An 18,362-nucleotide genomic window follows, 5' to 3' on the forward strand; every position below is an offset into this window, starting at 1 on the left:
CCCTCAAGCCCGGTCCGCCGTGGCCGGGGCGGCCGTGGCCAGCCCGGATCCCGGCCGGAACGCGATGACCAGCTGTTCGATCTCCATGACGGTCTCGTCCCCGACCGTGCTCCGCCCCTCGAAGATCACGGTGTCCGCGAAGCTCCGGGTCAGCCGCACCCGGTGTTCCACCACATCGCCCGGGCGCACCCGCCCGGTGAACCGGACCCCGGAGATGCCGCCGAACAGCATCACGCGGTCGCCCCGCGCGTCGGGGACCGGGGCGTCCCAGGTGGCGAGGAGGCCGGCGGCCTGGCAGCAGGACTCCACGAGCAGCACCGCCGGGTAGTCGTGGTCCCGCTCGGCCGCGTCGTCGGCCAGGCGCTCGTACCACGGCTCGTTGCAGGTGACGGCCTTCCGGGCGATGAGCCGCGCGCCCGGCTCCACCTGGACGACCCGGTCGAGCAGCAGCATCGGGTGGCGGTGCGGAAGCCGTCGCTTGAGTTCGGCGACACCGGCGGGCATCTCGGTCACCGCGCCCCCTCGTCCTCGAAGCGGAGCGCGATCCGGGCGATGGTGCCGCGCGGGCCGGTGACCGAGGCGGAGCAGCGCCCGCTCGCGCCGTCGCGGCGCCAGGTCAGATCGGCGGTGACCGCGTCGCCCGGGAGGACGGGGTTCATGAACCGCGCGCTGTCGATGCCGGACAGCACCCAGGTGTGGTCCGGTTCGGGGGCGGCGGCCAGCGCTCCGCGGTGCAGGAACTCGATGACACAGACGCCGGGGAAGATCGGGAAACCGGGGTAGTGGCCGGGGAACACCGGCTCCTCGGGCCCGACGGTCATCGACACGCGCGTGGTCCCGTCCGGGCCCGTGCCGTGCTCGATCCGGCCCGCCACCGGAGTGCACACCGGGCTCATCCCCGGGCTCCGAGTCCCGGGGTCCCGAGCTTGTCCGCGAGCACGTCGTAGGTCCGCGGCAGCGTGGTGAGCCCGCGCACATCCGACTCCGCGAACCGCACGGCGTACTTCTTCTCCAGGGCGACGACCACCTCGAGCGCCAGCAGCGAATCGCCGCCCAGATCCTCCACGAAGCGGGTTTCGTCGGTCACCTCGCCCGGGTCCACGCAGAACACCTCGGCGATGGTGCGCCGCAGGTCCTCCAGGTCGAGGGGGGTCGGTTGGGTGTCGGGCATCGTGCCTCGCCTCTCCATCGGTTGCGGTTCGCCATCAGTTGCGGTGCGCCATCGGACAGGGCGCACGGGGTCAGGAACCCGCGAGCCTCAGCAGGGCGGCTCCGACCATGCCGTTCGCCTCGGCGGATGTGATCAGGACGGTCCGGGCCCCGGCGTCGGCCTCCCCGGAGCCGGCGCGGGCGAGCACCGCGGCGATCTGGAAGGCGGCGGAGGCCGCGAACGTGTCGCCGATGGAATCGGCGCAGGCCACCCGGGGCGGCAGGCGGGTGCCGAGCACCTCGGCGACGGCGGCGCGCTCCGCGTCGCCGTCGGGCCCGGCCAGCTGGGTGTCGGCGAGCGCCCCGATGCCGTCCGCGGCCAGGCCCGACCGGTCCAGCAGCCGGCGCAGACAGTCCGCCAGCACCGGCCGGATCGCCGAGCGGTCCTCGGCGAAGCCGAACTCCAGCCCCAGGACCTCCGCGATACCGCGCCGGCCGTGGGCCCGGGCGTCCTCGGCGTCTTCGAGCAGCCACACCGCGGCGCCCTCGCCGAGGACCGCGTCGCACCGCCCGTCGTCGCCGGTGACTTCCCGCGCGTGCCAGGCGAGCCAGGCACGGGCCGTGGAGAACTCCTCGACCGCGCCGCACAGCAGGGTCCGGGCGCGGCCCGCCCGGTGCAGGCGCAGCGCGTACCGCAGGGCCAGCAGTCCGGTGGCCCTGCCCCCGGCGATCGTGGTGTTGGGGCCCTTGAGCCGGTGCCAGATGGCCGACTGCCCGGCGGCGCAGTTCATCACGGTGTTGGGGAAGCGCGCCGGGTCGACCAGATAGGGGCGGTCCCCCACCAGGGAGTCCCGGGTGAAGTCCATCATGCTCTGGGCGCTTCCGGTGCTGGTGCCGAGCACCAGGCCGGTGCCCTCGTCGACCCCCGGCAGCCGCCCGGCGTCACCGGTGGCGAGCAGCCGGCCGAGCGCGACGACGGCCAGTGCGGTGATCCGGTCCATCGAGCGGGTGCCCTTGCGGCCCAGCAGCCCCCGGATGTCGAAGCCGGGCACCAGGCACGCCTCCTGATACGGCACCTGCCACTCCTCGCGGTCCAGCCGGACCGCGGCCCGGCGGCCGGAGCCGAGACCCCGGGAGAACTCGGTGCCGCCCAGGCCGAGCGGGGAGATCGCGGACCAGGCGGAGATGACCGGGCTGCCGGCCGTGTCGGTGGAGACCATGGACGGATGTTTCCTTCGGGCGCGGGCGGGGGGCGGATGGGGGTGGGCGCGGGCGGGGGTCAGAAGAACCACACCCGTGCGTAGTCGGACCAGCGGCTCACCAGCTCGGCCCCGGTCACGCGGCGCACGCCGGGGAGCAACCGCTCCCGCGCGCGGGCGCCCAGCGCGGACAGATCGGCCTCCTCCACGAACACGGTGGCGCCGTCGTCGAGGAGTTGCCGGAGCAGCCGGCGCGGGTCGGGGAGCGTGTCGAGCGTCCGCCCGGCGATGCGCAGGGCCGCCTCGTACGTGGTGTCCACCGCGTACGAGGCCGCGAGCCCGCGCAGCGCCACATGGACGCCTCCGCTCTGCCGGTGCAGCTCACGGACGAAGAACAGGGTGTCGGCGAACTGGGTCTCGACCGCGCCCCGATGGGCGCGCTCGATGATCAGCAGGGTGTTGTCGGTCGTGGCCACGGTTCAGCAGACCCCCATCGCCACGACCTTGCCGGTGGCCCGTACGTGCTGCCAGAACTGGCTCGGCGGGCGCTTGAGCACCTCGGCGATCTGCTCGGACCTGCCGCGCTCCGCACAGCAGAAGCGGCAGACGTACCAGTCCAGGCGGTCGGGGTAGGCGGTGAGCAGCTCCCGTATCACCGTCGCGGTGGAGGGGTGGTCCACCGTGCGCTCGGCGACGTTGACGGGTTTGCTGTCGCCGAAGGCGGCGCAGGTGAGCGCGGTGGCGTCGCCGCAGGCCCAGACCTGTACGGCGGCGCCCTCGTCCAGCAGGGCCTGCGCCAGCCGGAGCGCGCTGGTCACCAGATCGGTCCGGTGGGGCGCGCCCAGCAGCTTCAGCATCACATCGGTGGGTCGGACGGCGAAGACCATGTCAGTGCCACACCACTCGTACCGCGGGACTCAGCAGCTTCCGCGCCACGTCCCGCATCTCCACCAGCCGGGCGCCGGGCACCAGGTCCTCGGCGTCAACGGCCCGCTGGCGCAGGGAGAACGCGTCCACCCACAGCTCGCCGCCGTCTCCCAGCAGGGCGTCGAGTTCGGGCATGGCTCCCCGCACCGCCCCGGCCACGCCGTTCTCGACCAGGAACAGCGCGACGTCCGCGCCCTCCCGCACCAGTTGGGCGGCGTCGCCGGCGAACCGGTGGCTGCCCGGGCCGGCCGGCGGGCCGCCGCTCTCGATCAGCAGGTATGCGTGCATGGCTTCAGATGTCTCCGGGTCCGTCGGCGTCCGGTCCGTCAGCGTGGAGTCCGTGCCCTGGCCGATCAGCCGGCGGCCGGCTTGCCGCCGAGGGCGCGCAGGACGCGGTCGTCGAAGGTGACCAGGGACCAGTCGTGGCGGTTCTCGATCTCCGCGTAGCCGTGGGTGATGGTGCCGGTGGCGGTCCGCACGAGCCGGCCCTCACGCACCACGTAGCAGTCCATGCGGGAGGTGTAGGTGAAGTCCTTGAACACGTCCTCGACCGTGTAGACGGTGTAGAGGTCCTCCTCCATCAGCGCCTCGTCGAGGACGTGGACGCAGGAGTGCGGAACGACGGGGATCCACTTGCGGTCCTCGAGCAGCTGCTTGATGGAGATGCCCCGGTCGGCCAGGAAGAGGTCGACCACCTCCTCCATCTGGCGCAGATAGCCGGACATCTGGATGCGCTCGCTGAAGTGGCAGTACGGGTAGGGGATGCGCCACTTCCAGCCGAAGGCGTTCTCCCCGGAGGTCAGCTGGTCCAGCACCGGGTCGTCGCCGGTCGTGCCCCGGCCGAGGGAGAGGGCGCGGTCGTCGGCGGGCACGGCGGCGGGGGGTGACTGCGCCTGCCCGGTGCCCAGCCTGGACACCACGAACCGGGCGAGTTCGGCCGGCGGCTCCCCCTCGGGGGGCAGGAAGTCGCTGCGCCGCAGGGAGACCGCGACCTTGGAGGTGGCCGCCTTGAGCCGCTGCCCGCCCCGCTCCAGGGTCAGCGTGACCCGGAAGCGGAGGACGTCGTCGGTGTCCTTGGTCGCCGGTTCGACCCGGGTCTGGACGAGGTCGTCCATGTGCAGGGCGTGCAGGATGCGGGTGTCCAGGCCGACGAGGTCCACCCCCAGGCCGTAGTCCTCGAACAGGGCCCGGGCGGGCATCCCCGCGCTGCGGAAGTGCTCGAGAACGGCCTCCTCGATCAGGTAGTTGACGTGCTTGAACCCGATCCAGGTGCAGATGTTCGAGCCCTCGTACCGGGGCCGCAGGGCCACCTGCGTGCTCTTGGCGAGCAGCGGTTCCAGCACGGGCTCGGTGTCGGTGGTCATCGGTTGTGCTCCATGGTGAGGTGAGGGGATCGTGGCGGCGGGCCCGGCAGCCGGGTCCGCAGGAACGCGTTGGTGAGGTCGGCGAACTCCTCGGCCGCGGTGACCATCGGGAAGTGTCCGTGGCACGGCAGGACGTGCACGGAGGCGTCGGGCAGCGACGTGGCGAGCGCCTTCGCGTCGGAGGGGGCGGCCACCATGTCCTCGCCGCCGCTGACGAGGAGGAACGGCATCGTCATCCGTTCGGTGCGCATCTGCGGCATCCGCAGGTACGTGCCGAAGAAGTGGAACCACCCGTAGGGGCTGACCAGATCGCGGATCTTCATGGCGATGGTGTGCCGGCGCTCTTCGGGGAGACGCCTGCTGGGCCCCATGTGCATGCCCTCGATGAGGATCCGGTCGAAGTTGTTGACGTAGTAGGCGAGCGAGTTCCAGTCGAACTCCTCGGCCGTGGCCCGGTACAGCGGGGAGACGAGCACCACGGCGCTCGGCCCCCTTGTGTCCGCGCCGCCGGTGCTCCACCGGTCCAGCCAGGTCAGCGCGGCGCTGGTGCCGAAGGAGTGCGCGATGACGACGTCGGGCCCGCCCGGTACGGCGGCCACCGCCTGATCGGCCCAGGTCTCGACGGGGAGGCCGGTCCAGCCGTGCACCCCGGTGCCCCGCCACGGCAGGTCGGCGGTCCACAGCTCGCACCGCGGATCGGCCAGCGGCAGGAAGGGGTCCCAGACACCGGCGTTGCTGCACAGCCCGTGCAGCAGCAGGACCCGCAGCGGGTCGGGGGCCAGTGCCCGCCGGGCGCACCGCACGATCACCGGCCGCTGCTCCGCCTCGCCGCCGGACCGGCGTACCGGGGTGGCGTACGGGCCGGGGTCCACGCTCACGGGCGCTCCTCCCGGGCGGAGTGCAGCAGCAGGCCCGCGACCGCGTCATCGGTGTCATCACCCGTGGTGATCAGCGCCGTTCCGGTGGGGTAGGAGCCGAACCGGCCGACGGCGGCGGCGCACTGGAGCACTCCGAGGGCGCCGTCGGCCCGTCCGAACGCGCCGGTCGGGTCGTGGCGCGGCGCGTCGGGGAAGCCGGGCGTACCGGGGGCCGGGGGCTTCTCCTGGGAGGTGAGCCAGATGCCGGGCGCGGGGCGCCCTTCGGGGAGCACCCGCTCGACCACGGCCCGGACACTTCCCCGCCGGGTGTACGGCCCCAGGGCGGCCATCGGCCGCGCGCCGCGGGCGCGGGCGGCCGGCCCGCTCTCGACGACGAGGGCGACGGCGCCGTCCAGCAGTCGCTCCGCCACCTCGCCGAGCAGCCCTGCCACCACGGGGTTGGCGGTCTCGACGCCGATGACGACCACCCGGTCGCACCGGCCGGCGGCGACCAGGGTCGCGGCCCAGTACACCGCGTCGAGCCCCGAGGTCGGCCCGTTGCAGAACATCAGGTTGGGGCCGCGCAGCCCGTGCCGCATCGCCACCGAGGAGGCGATCACGTTGCTCGACGCGTTGGGCAGCGCCATGGGGCTGATGCGCGAGGTCGTCTCCGCCGCGATGGCCGAGGCCACCTCGCAGACGGTGTCCAGATTGCCGAGGTTGGAGCTGACGGCGACGCCGACCGAGTCCCCGGGAACGGTCAGTCCGCCCTCGCCGTCGGCCGGCAGCAGCCCGGAGGAGCGCAGGACGTCCTGTGCGGCGCACAGGGCGAGCTGGGTGGCCCGGTCCTTGTAGCGCAGGCCCCGGCGGCCGATCAGGGTGCCGGGGTCCACCGGCTCGGCGGGCTCCCGGGTGGTGCGCAGCAGGTCCGCGGGGTGGCGGGCGCCCGGCAGCGCCAGGCCGACGCCGGTCACGACGGCGTCAGGTGCGGTCACGGCGGCGCCGGACGCGGTCACGACGGCGTCAGGTGCGGGTGTCACGCGGCGGCTCCTTCCACGATGGCGACCGCGTTGACCCCACCGAAGCCGAACGCGTCGACCTGCGCGATCCGCAGCCGCTCCGTCTCTTCCGGCGGGGTGAGCCCGGTCGCGAAGCGGAACCGCCCGGCGACCCCGGCCGGGGTGTCCAGGGCGATGGTCGGCGGGACCCGGCCCGCGGCCAGGGCCCGGGCGGCGACGATCAGGCCGAGCAGTCCCGAGCCGCCCGAGGTGTGCCCGGTCATGGACTTCACCGCGGTCATCAGCGGCCGGCCGATCGCGCTGCCGAAGACGTCGCACAGGGCCGTGGCCTCCGCCTCGTCGTTGAGGGAGGTTCCGGTGCCGTGCAGCAGGATCAGGTCGACGTCGCCGGCCTTGATGCCGGCCTGCTCGTGCGCCAGGCGGATGGCCTGGGCGATGCCGGCCGGGTCGGGTGCGGTCGGGTGGGAGGCGTCGCAGTTCATGCTCGCGGCCCGGAGCCGGCCCCTGGCCCGGCGGGCCGCGGGGTGGTCCTCCCGGGTGAGCACCACGGCCGCCGCGCCGTCGCCCATGAGGGTGCCCCGGCGGTTCCGGTCGAAGGGCCGCACCCGGTCCGGGGGGTCCAGCTGCACCCGGTCCAGCAGCCCGAACATGCTCGCCGTGATGGTGTCCACGCCGGCCACCACCACCGCCTCGGCGGTGCCCGCGGTGAGCAGGTCGCTCCCCATGGCCAGGGCGTGCAGGGACGCCGAACACGCGTTGGAGATCGTGTAGGTCCAGGTGGCCCCGAAGCGCTCCCGCAGCGCGGTCCCGAAGTGGAGGCCGCCGAGGTCGAAGTCGGCGTCCTCGCACCACTTGAGCTCGACGGACCGCAGCTCCCGCAGTCCGGTGCCGACGATCACCGGGGTGGCGGAGAGGTCCTCGTCGAGACCGGCGTCGCGCAGCGCCTCGGCCACCGCCCGCAGCAACCAGGCGGTCGCGCGGGACGGCACATCGGTGCCGTCCGCGGGGCGGTCGTCGATCTCGTAGGCGTGTGCGGCCCGGTAGGCGCGGCTGTCGAAGCCGCGCAGCGGAGCGCGTCCACTGCGTCCCGCGCAGAGGGCGTCGAAGACCTCGTCGGCGTCCCGTCCGATGCTGGCCACCGCGCCGGTGCCGGTTATCGCCCAGTTCATCGGGACCGTCGCGTGCGGTCGATCACCCGTGCCACGCCTATTCCTCCTCATATTTGCCCAAGATCAGCACAGCGTTGTTTCCTCCGAAGGCGAGGCCGTTGTTCTGCACGACTCTCGGTCGGGCGGCGACGGCCTCATTGGGCACACAGTCGAGGCCGCATTCGGGGTCGGTCTCGACATGGTTGATCGTGGGCGGGATAAACCCCTCGACGATGGCGAGCACACAGCCGATCGAGGCCAGCGCGCTCGCGGCGCCCATGCTGTGCCCGAGCATCGACTTCATGGAAATCGTGCGCGGGGCCGTGTCCGCCCCGAACACCCGGCGCACGGCGGCGGCCTCGGTCACGTCATTGGCCCGGGTCCCGGTGCCGTGTGCGGAGATGAAATCGACATCACCCGGCCCCACTCCGGCATTCTCCAGCGCGAGCCGCATACAGTCGGCCACGCTGTCCTCATCGGGTGCGACCGGATGGTGCGCATCGCAGTTCAAGGCGAACCCGAGCACTTCTGCGTGGATACGCGCGCCCCGCGCCCGGGCGGACTCCAGATTCTCCAGGACCAGAACGCCCGCGCCCTCGCCGGTGAGTATTCCCTGACGGTCCTTGTCGAAGGGCCGGCACTTCTCGGGTGCGATGGTGCCGATCCGGTAGAAGCCGGTGAACGTCTTGCGGCAGAGCGCGTCGGCGCCGCCGCACAGCGCGTAGTCCACGTCCCCGGAGCTGATGGCGTCGTACCCGTAGCCGATGGCGTAGTTCCCGGCGGCGCAGGCGGTGGGCAGGGTGACCGCCTCCACCGAGCGCAGCCCCAACTCGCGCGCCACCGCCGACGACAGCCGGCCCGCGGTGACCCGCTCGGCCACCACCGGGTCCATCGCCTCGGGCCCCTTCGCCAGCTCGGTCTCGACCAGCCGGTCCATGTCCCTGGCCTCGCCGTCGGTGGTGCCGATCGCGGTCAGACCCCGGCGGGCCCGCAGGTCCGCCTCCTCGAGCCCGGCGTCCTCGACCGCCATCCGGGCGGCCGACACCGAGAGCTGGCCCGCCCGGCCCAGCGTGTGCAGGGGGACGTTGCGGATGTGGTCCTCGGGGGCGAAGCCCGTCACCTCGCACCCCATGGCGTGGGCGAATCCGTCGGTGTCGAACGCCGTGATGGGCCGCACCGCGCTGCGCCCGGAGCGCAGCCCGGTGCTGAAGTCGGCCGTTCCGATGCCGATGCTGGATATCGCTCCCATACCGGTGACGACGACTCGGTGAGGGGCCTCACTCCGCATGATCCCGCTCTCTCCTCAACTCCCGGCCGGCCGATCGAAGTCCCGTTCCGCTCTTATTTTTCGCTCGCCTCGGCGACCACCGCGTAAATGCCGTCGAGATTCACCATGCGCGACATCTCCGCCTGGTCGATGGAGATTCCGAACGTCTTCTCCAGGGCGGCCAGGATCTCGATGGCCCGCAGCGAGTCGGCGTCGTGGTCCTCCTTCAGAAGGCTGCTGTCCTTCAATTCATCGGGATCGATTTCGAGGATGTCGCAGACGATTTCCTTGATGTCATCGCGGCGCTCCTGCACAAGTGCGCTCATGTGCTCTTCCTCTGCCTTCTTCGCATTTTTTGGGGCCGACGCTTCAGGACATTACGTTCGGCCGAGCAAGGGATTCAAGAGTTGCGGACACATGCTGCCAACAACGCCCCGCCAACAGCGGTGAGTTGTCCATGTTCCGGCTTATGCCATGCGCAGCGGCAGGCTTTCCAAGCCGCGCATCAGGGTGCTGCTGCGCCATTCCAGTTGGGCCACCGGAGTGGCGAGTTCGATCGTCTCGAAGCGGTCGAGCAGTTTGGTGAAGACGACTTCGGCCTCCAGCCGGGCCAGCGGCGCGCCGAGGCAGAAGTGGATGCCGTGCCCGAAGGAGACATGGCCCCTGGCGTCCCGCTTCAGATCCAGCCGGCCGGGCTGGGGGAACCGCTCGGGGTCGTGGTTGGCGGAGTCGACGTTCACCATCACGAACTCGTCCTCGGGGATGAGCACGCCGCCGATCTCGACCGGTTCCTTGGTGAAGCGCAGGGTCGCCTGGTTGACCGGGCTCTCGTAGCGCAGGAACTCCTCGATGGCCCCGGGCAGCAGGGAGCGGTCGGCGCGCAGGGCGGCGAACTGGTCGGGGTGGGTCACCAGGGCCAGCGCGCCGTTGCCGATGAGGTTGACGGTGGTCTCGTGGCCGGCCGCGAGCAGCAGTACGGCCATGGCCGCGATCTCCTCGTCGTCCAGCGCCGACTCGCTGTCCTCGGTGGCGAGGGCCGAGATCATGTCGTCCCCGGGCGTCGCCCGTTTGGCGGCCACCAGCTCACGGATGTACGCGTCCATGGAGACGCTCGCGTCCCTGAAGACCTCGGGCTCGACGGCCAGGACGAAGGCGTTGGTCCAGGCCCTGAAGGTGCGGCGGTCCTCCTCGGGCACGCCGAGCAGTTCGCACATCACGGTGATGGGCAGCGGGAAGGCCAGGGCCTCGATGAGGTCGACCGAGTCCTGCCCCTGGACGGCGTCCAGCAGTTGATCGGTGATCTGCTCGATGCGGGGCCGCAGCCGCCGCACCCGGCGCTGGGTGAAGCCCTTGTTCACCATGTGCCGCAGCCGGTGGTGCTCGGGGGGATCGGTGTTGAGCATGTGGTGGCTGAGCGCCTGGCTGAAGATCTCCTGGTGGGCCTGGATCCGGCGGTCCCGCAGGATCCGCATGATCTGCCAGGAGTCCTTGGCGAACCGGGGGTCCGACAGCGCCTGGCGCACCGGCGCGTATCCGGTGACGAGCCACAGTCTGGTGCCGTTCGCCATCTCGAGCGGATGGACGGTGCGGGGGGCGGACGCCGCCCCCGGCACCGGTGCCGGCCGCTCGGCGGCGTGAGGGGGTTGGTGCACGGTGTTCTCCTGGACGTAACGGTGTTCTCCTGGGCGTATGGGTGGCCCGATCAGGCAGGCAGGGTGTTCATGCCGCGCTCGGGGGCGTTGACGAGGACGGACATGTTGCCGCCCGGGTGGGTGTTGTCGTGCATCAGCTGGTGCAGCCGGCCGACTCCCTCGAAGTCGTCGCAGCGGGTGAGACAGGGGTCGAGGACGCCCTCGCTCACCAGCTTGGTCACCTCGCGGAACTCCCGGGTGTTGGCGCCGTGCGAACCCTGGAGCCGCTTGGACCGCATCCAGAGGTGGCGCAGGTCGATGTCCCCGTTGTAGCCGGAGGTGCCGCCGCAGATCACCACCATGCCGCCGGTGGCGCACAGATAGACGGAGGTGGGCAGGGTCGCCTGGCCGCTGTGCTCGAAGACGATCTTCGGTGAGGCGCGCTCGCCCAGGATCTCCCAGATCTTCTTGCCGAAGGCCCGCGCGCCGCGCAGGAAGCGGGCCATGCCCTCCTCGTCGTCCGCGTCGGGGAGCCGGCCCCAGTGGTCGAAGTCATTGCGGTTGATGACCCCCCGGGCGCCGAGTTCGAGGCAGAACTCCGCACGCCGGTCGTCGGACACCACGGCGATGGGGATGCCGCCGACCATCCGGGTCAGCTGGATCGCGCTGGAGCCGAGGCCGCCCGCGCCGCCCCAGATGAGCACCGGGTCGCCGGGGCGCACCGTATTGCCCGCCCAGCCGAAGAGCTGGCGGTACGCGGTGGGCGCCGAGAGCATGAAGCAGGCCGCCGCCTCCCAGGAGAGGTTCTCCGGCTTGGGGTGGCACTGGACCTCGTTGACCAGGCAGAACTGGGCGAAGGAGCCGTAGTTGGTCTCATACCCCCAGGCCAGGGCGGAGCTGGAGAACGGGGGCTCGCCGCTGAGGCGGATGTCCTCGGCCGTCTCGTCCCACTGCCCTCCGGAGAGGACCACGTGGTCTCCGGGCCGGACGTGGCGGACGCCGGGGCCGACCGCCCACACCACCCCGGAGCCCTCCGAACCGCCGATGTGGAAGTCCTCGGGGAGCCCGAACTTCTGCCGTGCGGCGATGACGTCGACGGGCTGGCCGCTGGCGGCCCAGACGTTGTTGTAGTTGATGCCCGCGGCCATCACGTAGACCAGCACCTGGCCGGGCCCGACGGCGGGGACGTCGACCACCTCGGTGCGGAACGCCTTGATCGGCTCGCCGAAGCGATCCTGGCGGATGAGGGAGGCGTACATCTGCTGGGGGACCTCGCCCAGCGGGGGCAGTTCACCGAGCTCGTAGAGGGATTTGACCATGAAAGAGGCTCCTCATTCACATGCGTTCATGTGTTGCGTTCACGTGCCGCATTCACGTTGCGGACGACAGGGCGCGGGCCGGGTGCGGGCTCATCGGGCGGCGAAGGTGTCCACCAGCCATGTCAGGACGGCCTCGGCGGTGCGCGGGGCGTGTTCCTGCATCATCGAGTAGTGGTTGCCGGGGGTCGGAACGGTGATGTCCACGTGCTCCGGCGGCGGTGTGACGGCCCCGGTCTCGGGGTCGAGCACGGCCTGCTCCTCGGCCCGTACCAGCAGGGTGGGCACGGAGAGGGCGGGGATGTCGCTCCACTGGTGGAACATCGGCAGGTAGCGGCCCATGGCCGTGAGCTCCTCGGGCGGGACCTCCAGGTCCCCCTCCCGCTCGTGGTGCTGGTTCATCATCGTGGAGAAGACCCGGTTGTCCTCGCGGTGGCGCAGGCTGAAGCTGTCCAGCATCACCACCGCGGCGGGCGGCCGGCCGAGTTCCTCGAGCCGGGCCGCCGTGCCGTGGGCGACCCAGCCACCGGAGGAGTAGCCGAGCAGGACGAACGGCGTGTCCCCCGCGGTGTCGAGCACCGTCCGCGCCTGGGTGGCGAAGAGCGTGTCGAGGTCGGCGGGGAGCGGCTCGCCCTTGGTGAAACCCGGGTGGGAGAGCGCCCACAGGTCCCTGACGCCCCGGAAGGGCGCGGCGAAGCGCGCGTACTGGTGGGCGCCCGCGGGTGCGACGTAGGGGGTGAGACAGATGAGCGCGGGCCGGTCCGGGCCCTCCGCCAGACGCATCGGTACGGGGCGGGAGCCCGGCTCGTCCGGGGCGGAGTAGGTGGGGCGCAGCCGTCCCGCGACGTGCAGCATCTTCACCGCCTCGGCCACGTGGCCGTGGGCGCAGGCGTAGTTGTAGAGCTGGACCAGGGTGTCGTCGGACGCCGCGGTGGGCGCGGCGGCGGGGGCTTCGGCGGGGGTGTCCTCCGCGGCGGCGGCCTCGGCGGCGGGCGGCGCCACGTTGGACCATACGTATCCGGCGAGTTCGCGCGGGGTCGGGTGGTTGAAGGCGATGGTCGCGGGCAGCCGCAGCCCCACCGCGGTGCCGAGGCTGTTGCGCAGCTGGACCGCCGAGACGGAGTCGAGGCCCATCTCGAGGAACGGGCGGTCGGGGTCGACGTCCTCGGGCGAGCCGTGCCCCAGGACCTCGGCGAGCCGGTCGCGTACCAGCTCCAGGACCCGGGCCCGCTGTTCCTCCGGGGTGGCGGAGGCCAGGGCGCGCTGCCAGTCCTCGGGCGTCCGCGGCGCGCCGGAGCCGTCGCCCTCGCCGGTCGGCTCGGTGGCCGGGGCGTCGAGGCGCTCCATCAGCGCCAGTGCCTCCGGGATCCCGGCCAGCAGCGGCCGGCGGCGCGCGGACGCGTATCCGGTGGTGAACCGTTCCCAGTCCACGTCGGCCACCATGGTGACCGCGTCGCCGCGGTCCAGAGCCGCGCGCAGGACCTCCAGCTGGGTCCGCGGGTCGATGCCGCGCAGCCCCCAGAGCTCGCCGGTCTCGGCCGCGGCCTCCTCCTTGGACATGCCGAGGCGGTCGAAGGCGCCGTCGGGCAGGCCGTGCCGCCGCAGGGTCTCCTGCGAGGCGTCCTCCACGGCCATACCGCCACCGGTCCAGCCGGTCCAGGCGACCGCGGTGGCGGCGAGGCCCCGGCTCCGGCGGTGCTCCGCGAGCGCGAGCAGATAGGCGTTGGCCGCCCCGTAGTGGCCCTGACGGCCGACGCCCCACACCGCGGAGACGGCCGAGAAGAGGATGAAGGCGTCCAGGCGGATGCCCATCTCCTCGGTGAGTTCGTGCAGATGGCGCGCGCCCTCGGCCTTCGCGGCGAAGACGTCGGAGAAGTCCTGTGGTGTGGTGTCGGACAGGGCCTGGAGGCGGCCGATCCCCGCGCAGTGCACGACGGCGGTCAGCGGGTGGCGCCCGGGGACGGCGGCGAGCAGGTCGCGTACCGCCTCCCGGTCGCGCACGTCGCAGGCGACCACGGTGACCTCGGTGCCGCGCGCCCTGAGCTCGGCCACGCGTTCCGCCACGCCCGGGGCCTCGGGGCCGCGCCGGCCAGCGAGTATCAGGTGCCCGGCGCCCTGGTCGGCCAGCCAGGTGGCGACATGACCGGCCAGCGCGCCGGTGCCCCCGGTGATGAGGACCGTGCCGTCGGCGTCCGGGTGCCATCCGGCGGCGCCCGGTGCGGCGTCCGCCGCGCGCGTCAGGCGGCGGGTGAACACACCGGCGTCCCGGACGGCGAGCTGATCGTCGTCGCCGCCGGCGAGCAGGGCGGTGAGGGTGCGCACCGCGGCCGGGCCCGGCTCGGCGGGCAGGTCGATCACGCCGCCCCACCGGTCGGGGTGTTCCAGGGCGAGCACCCGGCCCAGGGCCCAGGTCTGCGCCTGGACGGGGTGGGTCACCGGGTCGCCGTCGCCGGTGGCGACGGCACCCCGCGTGATCAGCCACAGGGGTACGTCCGTCCCCGCGTCCCCGAGCGCCTGCATCAGCGCGGCGGTGTGCGCGGTGCCCGCCGGTACGCCGGGGGCGGCCTCGGACGGCGTGTCGTCGTCCAGCGCGAGGAGGGACACCACCCCGGAGAGCGGCCGGCCGGGAAGGAGGTCGTGGATCCGGTCGGTGAGGGACGCCCGGTCGTCCTTGGCCTCGACCGACAGGGTCAGCACCGTGTCGGTGCGCCCGCGCACCGCGTCCACCACGGCCCGGGTGACGACGTGCTCGGCGTGTTCCGCCGGTACGGCCACGAGCCAGGGGCCGCGGTCGCCCGCGGGGGCCGGGCGCGCCGACCCGAGGGGTTCCCAGGCGATCCGGTAGCGCCAGTGGTCGGTGCGGTGGCGCCGGTGCCAGGTGGCCATGGCCGGGAGGACGTCCGCGAGGGCGACGGCCCGGCCGTCACCGGCCATGCCGAGGACACCGGTGAGCGCGGTGAGGTCCTCGTCCTCGACGGCGCGCCAGAAGGAATCCCGTGCCGGATCCGAGGTCGCGGGGGGCGGTCCCGCCACCGGTGCCGGGGTGGGAGCCGCCGCCTTGAGCCAGAAGCGCCGCCGCTGGAAGGGGTAGGTGGGCAGCTCCACCCGGGTGCCGGGCGGGTCGGGGAAGGCCGTGGTCCAGTCGACGTCGACACCGGCCGTATACAGCTCGGCCGCGGCGCGCCGGAAGCACATGGGCCCGTCCTCGTTCCGGCGCAGTGAGCCACCGGCCACCGCCGGGACCTGGGCGTCGAACGCCAGGTCCTGCACGGCCGCGGTGAGGAGGGGATGCGGACCGGCCTCCAGGAACGCCGCGTGTCCCTCGGCCATCGCGGCCCGTACGGCCAGGTCGAAGCGCACGGTCCGGCGGGCGTTGCCGTACCAGTACCCGGCGTCCAGCCGCGCGGTGTCCACCGGCTCCCCGGTCACCGAGGAGTAGAACGGCACGTGCGTCGAACGCGGCGTCACGGCGGCCAGTCCCGAGACCAGTTCCTCGCGCAACGCCTCGACCTGGGCGGAGTGGCCCGCACCGTCGGCGCCGCGGATCCTGCGCACCCGGACGCCTTCCGCGCGCGCCTCCTCCAGCAGGGCGTCGACGGCCTCGGGGGTGCCGGAGACGGTGATCTGGGTGGGACCGTTGACGGCCGCGACGGAGATCTCGCCGTCGTAGCCGCCGAGCCGCCGTTCCACCTCGTCCAGGGGCAGGTCCAGCGCCGCCATGGCTCCGTTGCCGAGCAGCCGCATCAGGGCCCGGGTGCGGACGACCATGATCAGGGCGGCGTCCTCCAGGCCGAGGGCTCCGGCGACCACGGCGGCGGCCACCTCGCCCTGGGAGTGGCCGATGACGGCGGCCGGTTCCACTCCGTGGGCCCGCCAGAGCTCGGCCAGGGCCACCGACACCGCGAACGACACCGGCTGGAGCACTTCGGGCTCGTCCAGCGACGGCGCGCCGGGGCGCTGCCGCAGGATGTCCTCCACCGACCAGGTCACCAGGGGCGCGAAGGCGGCGTCGACCGCGCGGAGGGCGCGGGCGAAGGCGGGCGACCAGTCGAGGAGGTCGGCGCCCATCCCGGGCCACTGGGCGCCCTGCCCGGGGAAGACGAACACGGGGCGGCCAAGGCCGGGGCGGGCGGCGCCGGTCACCGCGTGCTCGGCCGCCTCCCCCCGCTCGACGGCCGCGAGGAGGTCCAGATGAGCCTCCCGGTCCGATCCGACGAGCACCGCCCGGTGGGTGAAGGGCGATCGGGTGGTGGCCAGGGCCGCTCCGATGTCGGTGACGGAGGCCGCGGTGTTCCGCGCCACCGTGGTCCGCAGCCGCGCGGCCTGTTCCCGCAGGGCGCCCGCGGACCGGGCGGACAGCACCCATGGCACCGCGGTGGCGGACGCGGGGTCGGCGTCGGCGGTGGGCTCCGCGGCGGTCACCGGCGGTGGCTGCTCGACGACGAGGTGGGCGTTGGTCCCGGAGACGCCGAAGGACGACACGCCGGCCCGCATCGGCTCCTCGCCTTCGGGCCAGGCGCGGCCGCTGTCCAGCACCCGCACCGCGCCGGTGTCCCACGGGACACGCCGGGAGGGGGTGTCGACGTGCAGGGTCTTCGGCAGCCACCGGTGCTCCATGGCCTTGACCATCTTGATGAGGCCGGCGACGCCGGAGGCCGCCTGGGTGTGCCCGATGTTGGACTTGATCGACCCCAGCCACAGCGGCCGGTCCCCGTCCCTGCCCTGGCCGTAGGTGGCCAGCAGCGCCTGCGCCTCGATGGTGTCGCCGAGGGGCGTACCGGTGCCGTGGCCGTCGACCGCGTCCACCTGGCCCGGCTTCAGCCCGGCGTCGGCGAGCGCCTGCCGGATGACCCGTTCCTGGGAGGGCCCGTTGGGCGCGGAGAGCCCGTTGGAGGCGCCGTCCTGGTTCACCGCGGTGCCGCGGATCAGGGCGAGGACACGGTGACCGGCACGGCGGGCGTCGGCCAGCCGCTCCAGTACCAGGACCCCCACTCCCTCGCCCCAGCCGGTGCCGTCGGCGGTGTCCGCGTACGCCTTGCACCTGCCGTCGGCGGCGTGCACCCGTTTGCGGGCGAAGTCGATGAAGGCGCCGGGTGAGGACATCAGCGCCACTCCCCCGCCGAGCGCCAGGTCGCACTCCCCGTCGCGCAGCGACCGGCACGCCTGGTGCAGGGCCACGAGGGAGGAGGAGCACGCGGTGTCCACGCTCACCGACGGGCCCTGGAGGCCCAGCACATACGAGACGCGGCCGGACAGGACGCTCGCCGCGTTGCCGGAGATGAGGAATCCCTCGCTCTCCTCGGGGGGCTGGAAGAAGCGCGACAGGTAGTCCTGCTCATTGGTGCCGATGAAGACCCCGGTCGAACTTCCGCGCAGGGTGTGCGGTGCTATTCCGGTCCGCTCCACCGCTTCCCAGGCCACTTCCAGCAGCAGACGCTGCTGCGGGTCCATGGCCACGGCCTCGCGGGGTGAAATGCCGAAGAAATCCGCGTCGAAGTCGGCGACATCGCCGATGAAGGCTCCGGAACGGGTGTAGGAGGTGCCTGTGTGCTCCGGGTCGGGGTGATAGATGCCCGCCAGGTCCCATTCCCGGTCCACCGGGAAGCCGGTGACGGCGTCACCGCCCCGCTCGAGGAACTCCCACAGCTCTTCGGGAGAGGTGATCCCGGCGGGGAAGCGGCAGGCCATTCCCACGATGGCGATGGGGTCTTCGTCCCGGCCGCCGCTGTGGTCGCGCGCCACCGGCCGACGCTCCGGCCTCGTCTCTTCCGCCCTCTCCCCTTCCGTCCTCTCCTCTCCCGCCGGTTCCTCTTCCGGGCCGGTGAGCCGGGTGAGCAGATGAGCGGCGAGCGCGGCGGGATCGGGGTGGTCGAAGACGGCGACGGAGGAGAGCGGAACACCGGTGGCCGCGGTGAGACTCCGCAGCAGGGCCGCCGCCTTGTCACGGACGAGCCCGAGCGCGCGGAAGGGGGTGTGGGCGTCGATGGACCGCGCGTCGCCGGTTTCCCGTTGTTCGGCGACCTTGCTGCACACGAGCCCGAGGAGAATCTCCAGCCGCTCGTGCCGCGGCAGCGGAGCCAGACGTTCCCGCAGTTCGTCCGGGGTTATTCCAGAACGGCTCACAGTAGCACTCCGAAAGAAGACAGCAAGACGGTTCCTGGCGATATGAGCCCGCGCTCTCCGCTTCCGGGAACCCTGGGAGACAACGGCGCGCGGCCATAGGAATTGCGGCAGCGCCGACGACCGACGAACACCGAACCGCGAGGGGCGACAAGAGGGAACAAGCCGGTTGGCTTTACCCGGAGATCGCTCCTTGCCCGGCGGGCACGTGTTCCTCCGGAGTCGCGGATGTCATACGGCCGAAATTAGCACCGGCGGTGCGGGGATCACGAGCGCGGCGATCAACGTGACCGGTAGTGTCCACGGGGCTTGCTGCGCAATTGGGCGTGGCGTAGCGTCAATCGCCGTGCGCGGCGGGTGCGGGG

General features: G+C 72.7%; 16 protein-coding genes. All 16 read right to left on the reverse strand.

Going from position 1 to position 18,362, the window contains the following annotated elements; all coding sequences use genetic code 11:
- Window positions 1-3: 3 nt before the first annotated feature.
- The 16 genes from IEJ02_RS38090 to IEJ02_RS38165 all read right to left on the reverse strand — a co-directional run bounded on the left by IEJ02_RS38090 (window position 4) and on the right by IEJ02_RS38165 (window position 18,000).
- The gene (locus IEJ02_RS38090; RefSeq protein WP_137980567.1) at window positions 4-504 is read right to left on the reverse strand and encodes a 3-hydroxyacyl-ACP dehydratase FabZ family protein; all 501 of its coding nucleotides are present in this window, start codon (window positions 502-504) and stop codon (window positions 4-6) included.
- A gap of 5 nt (window positions 505-509) precedes the next feature.
- Window positions 510-896, reverse strand: a complete 387-nt coding sequence (locus IEJ02_RS38095) for a 3-hydroxyacyl-ACP dehydratase FabZ family protein (protein ID WP_191068980.1) — start codon at window positions 894-896, stop codon at window positions 510-512.
- On the reverse strand, window positions 893-1,171 hold the full coding sequence (locus IEJ02_RS38100) for an acyl carrier protein (RefSeq protein WP_191068981.1): 279 nt from the start codon (window positions 1,169-1,171) through the stop codon (window positions 893-895). Before IEJ02_RS38100 ends, IEJ02_RS38095 begins: the two co-directional genes overlap by 4 nt.
- A gap of 70 nt (window positions 1,172-1,241) precedes the next feature.
- Entirely contained in the window at window positions 1,242-2,369 is a 1,128-nt protein-coding gene (locus IEJ02_RS38105; protein WP_191068982.1) for a beta-ketoacyl synthase N-terminal-like domain-containing protein, read from the reverse strand.
- A gap of 59 nt (window positions 2,370-2,428) precedes the next feature.
- On the reverse strand, window positions 2,429-2,824 hold the full coding sequence (locus IEJ02_RS38110) for a hypothetical protein (protein ID WP_191068983.1): 396 nt from the start codon (window positions 2,822-2,824) through the stop codon (window positions 2,429-2,431).
- A 3-nt stretch (window positions 2,825-2,827) separates the two neighbouring features.
- Window positions 2,828-3,235 (reverse strand): hypothetical protein, encoded by a 408-nt coding sequence (locus IEJ02_RS38115; protein WP_191068984.1) that lies wholly within the window; start codon window positions 3,233-3,235, stop codon window positions 2,828-2,830.
- Window position 3,236: 1 nt separating this feature from the next.
- The gene (locus tag IEJ02_RS38120) at window positions 3,237-3,563 is read right to left on the reverse strand and encodes a DsrE family protein (RefSeq protein ID WP_191068985.1); all 327 of its coding nucleotides are present in this window, start codon (window positions 3,561-3,563) and stop codon (window positions 3,237-3,239) included.
- A gap of 65 nt (window positions 3,564-3,628) precedes the next feature.
- On the reverse strand, window positions 3,629-4,639 hold the full coding sequence (locus IEJ02_RS38125; protein ID WP_191068986.1) for an acyl-CoA thioesterase family protein: 1,011 nt from the start codon (window positions 4,637-4,639) through the stop codon (window positions 3,629-3,631).
- A complete protein-coding gene (locus IEJ02_RS38130) occupies window positions 4,636-5,517 on the reverse strand; it encodes an alpha/beta fold hydrolase (RefSeq protein ID WP_191068987.1) in 882 nt (293 codons plus the stop codon). The genes IEJ02_RS38125 and IEJ02_RS38130 overlap by 4 nt, the downstream gene beginning before the upstream one ends.
- Complete coding sequence (locus IEJ02_RS38135) at window positions 5,514-6,536, reverse strand: beta-ketoacyl synthase N-terminal-like domain-containing protein (protein WP_275562041.1); 1,023 nt, start codon at window positions 6,534-6,536, stop codon at window positions 5,514-5,516. The genes IEJ02_RS38130 and IEJ02_RS38135 overlap by 4 nt, the downstream gene beginning before the upstream one ends.
- Window positions 6,533-7,684 carry a beta-ketoacyl synthase N-terminal-like domain-containing protein gene (locus IEJ02_RS38140; RefSeq protein ID WP_191068988.1) on the reverse strand — a complete coding sequence of 384 codons (1,152 nt, stop codon included), beginning with the start codon at window positions 7,682-7,684 and terminating at the stop codon, window positions 6,533-6,535. The genes IEJ02_RS38135 and IEJ02_RS38140 overlap by 4 nt, the downstream gene beginning before the upstream one ends.
- A 37-nt stretch (window positions 7,685-7,721) precedes the next feature.
- Window positions 7,722-8,951, reverse strand: a complete 1,230-nt coding sequence (locus IEJ02_RS38145) for a beta-ketoacyl-[acyl-carrier-protein] synthase family protein (RefSeq protein WP_191068989.1) — start codon at window positions 8,949-8,951, stop codon at window positions 7,722-7,724.
- A 53-nt stretch (window positions 8,952-9,004) separates the two neighbouring features.
- Window positions 9,005-9,256, reverse strand: coding sequence for an acyl carrier protein (locus tag IEJ02_RS38150; RefSeq protein WP_137976654.1), 252 nt, complete (start codon window positions 9,254-9,256; stop codon window positions 9,005-9,007).
- Between the two features lie 141 nt (window positions 9,257-9,397).
- Complete coding sequence (locus IEJ02_RS50565) at window positions 9,398-10,582, reverse strand: cytochrome P450 family protein (RefSeq protein ID WP_191068990.1); 1,185 nt, start codon at window positions 10,580-10,582, stop codon at window positions 9,398-9,400.
- Window positions 10,583-10,632: 50 nt separating this feature from the next.
- Window positions 10,633-11,880, reverse strand: coding sequence for a crotonyl-CoA carboxylase/reductase (ccrA, locus tag IEJ02_RS38160; RefSeq protein WP_191068991.1), 1,248 nt, complete (start codon window positions 11,878-11,880; stop codon window positions 10,633-10,635).
- Window positions 11,881-11,970: 90 nt separating this feature from the next.
- A complete protein-coding gene (locus IEJ02_RS38165; protein ID WP_191068992.1) occupies window positions 11,971-18,000 on the reverse strand; it encodes a type I polyketide synthase in 6,030 nt (2,009 codons plus the stop codon).
- Window positions 18,001-18,362: the final 362 nt, after the last annotated feature.

The organism is Streptomyces sp. 5-10 (assembly GCF_014712245.1).
GTDB lineage: Bacteria > Actinomycetota > Actinomycetes > Streptomycetales > Streptomycetaceae > Streptomyces > Streptomyces violaceusniger.

Coding starts and splice junctions, on each gene's coding strand:
- IEJ02_RS38150 (WP_137976654.1), bottom strand. CDS start 9,256: ATGAGCGCACTTGTGCAGGAGCGCCGCGATGACATCAAGGAAATCGTC.
- IEJ02_RS38100 (WP_191068981.1), bottom strand. CDS start 1,171: ATGCCCGACACCCAACCGACCCCCCTCGACCTGGAGGACCTGCGGCGC.
- IEJ02_RS38120 (WP_191068985.1), bottom strand. CDS start 3,563: ATGCACGCATACCTGCTGATCGAGAGCGGCGGCCCGCCGGCCGGCCCG.
- IEJ02_RS38090 (WP_137980567.1), bottom strand. CDS start 504: ATGCCCGCCGGTGTCGCCGAACTCAAGCGACGGCTTCCGCACCGCCAC.
- IEJ02_RS38125 (WP_191068986.1), bottom strand. CDS start 4,639: ATGACCACCGACACCGAGCCCGTGCTGGAACCGCTGCTCGCCAAGAGC.
- IEJ02_RS38095 (WP_191068980.1), bottom strand. CDS start 896: ATGAGCCCGGTGTGCACTCCGGTGGCGGGCCGGATCGAGCACGGCACG.
- IEJ02_RS38105 (WP_191068982.1), bottom strand. CDS start 2,369: ATGGTCTCCACCGACACGGCCGGCAGCCCGGTCATCTCCGCCTGGTCC.
- IEJ02_RS38145 (WP_191068989.1), bottom strand. CDS start 8,951: ATGCGGAGTGAGGCCCCTCACCGAGTCGTCGTCACCGGTATGGGAGCG.
- IEJ02_RS38140 (WP_191068988.1), bottom strand. CDS start 7,684: ATGAACTGGGCGATAACCGGCACCGGCGCGGTGGCCAGCATCGGACGG.
- ccrA (WP_191068991.1), bottom strand. CDS start 11,880: ATGGTCAAATCCCTCTACGAGCTCGGTGAACTGCCCCCGCTGGGCGAG.
- IEJ02_RS38115 (WP_191068984.1), bottom strand. CDS start 3,235: ATGGTCTTCGCCGTCCGACCCACCGATGTGATGCTGAAGCTGCTGGGC.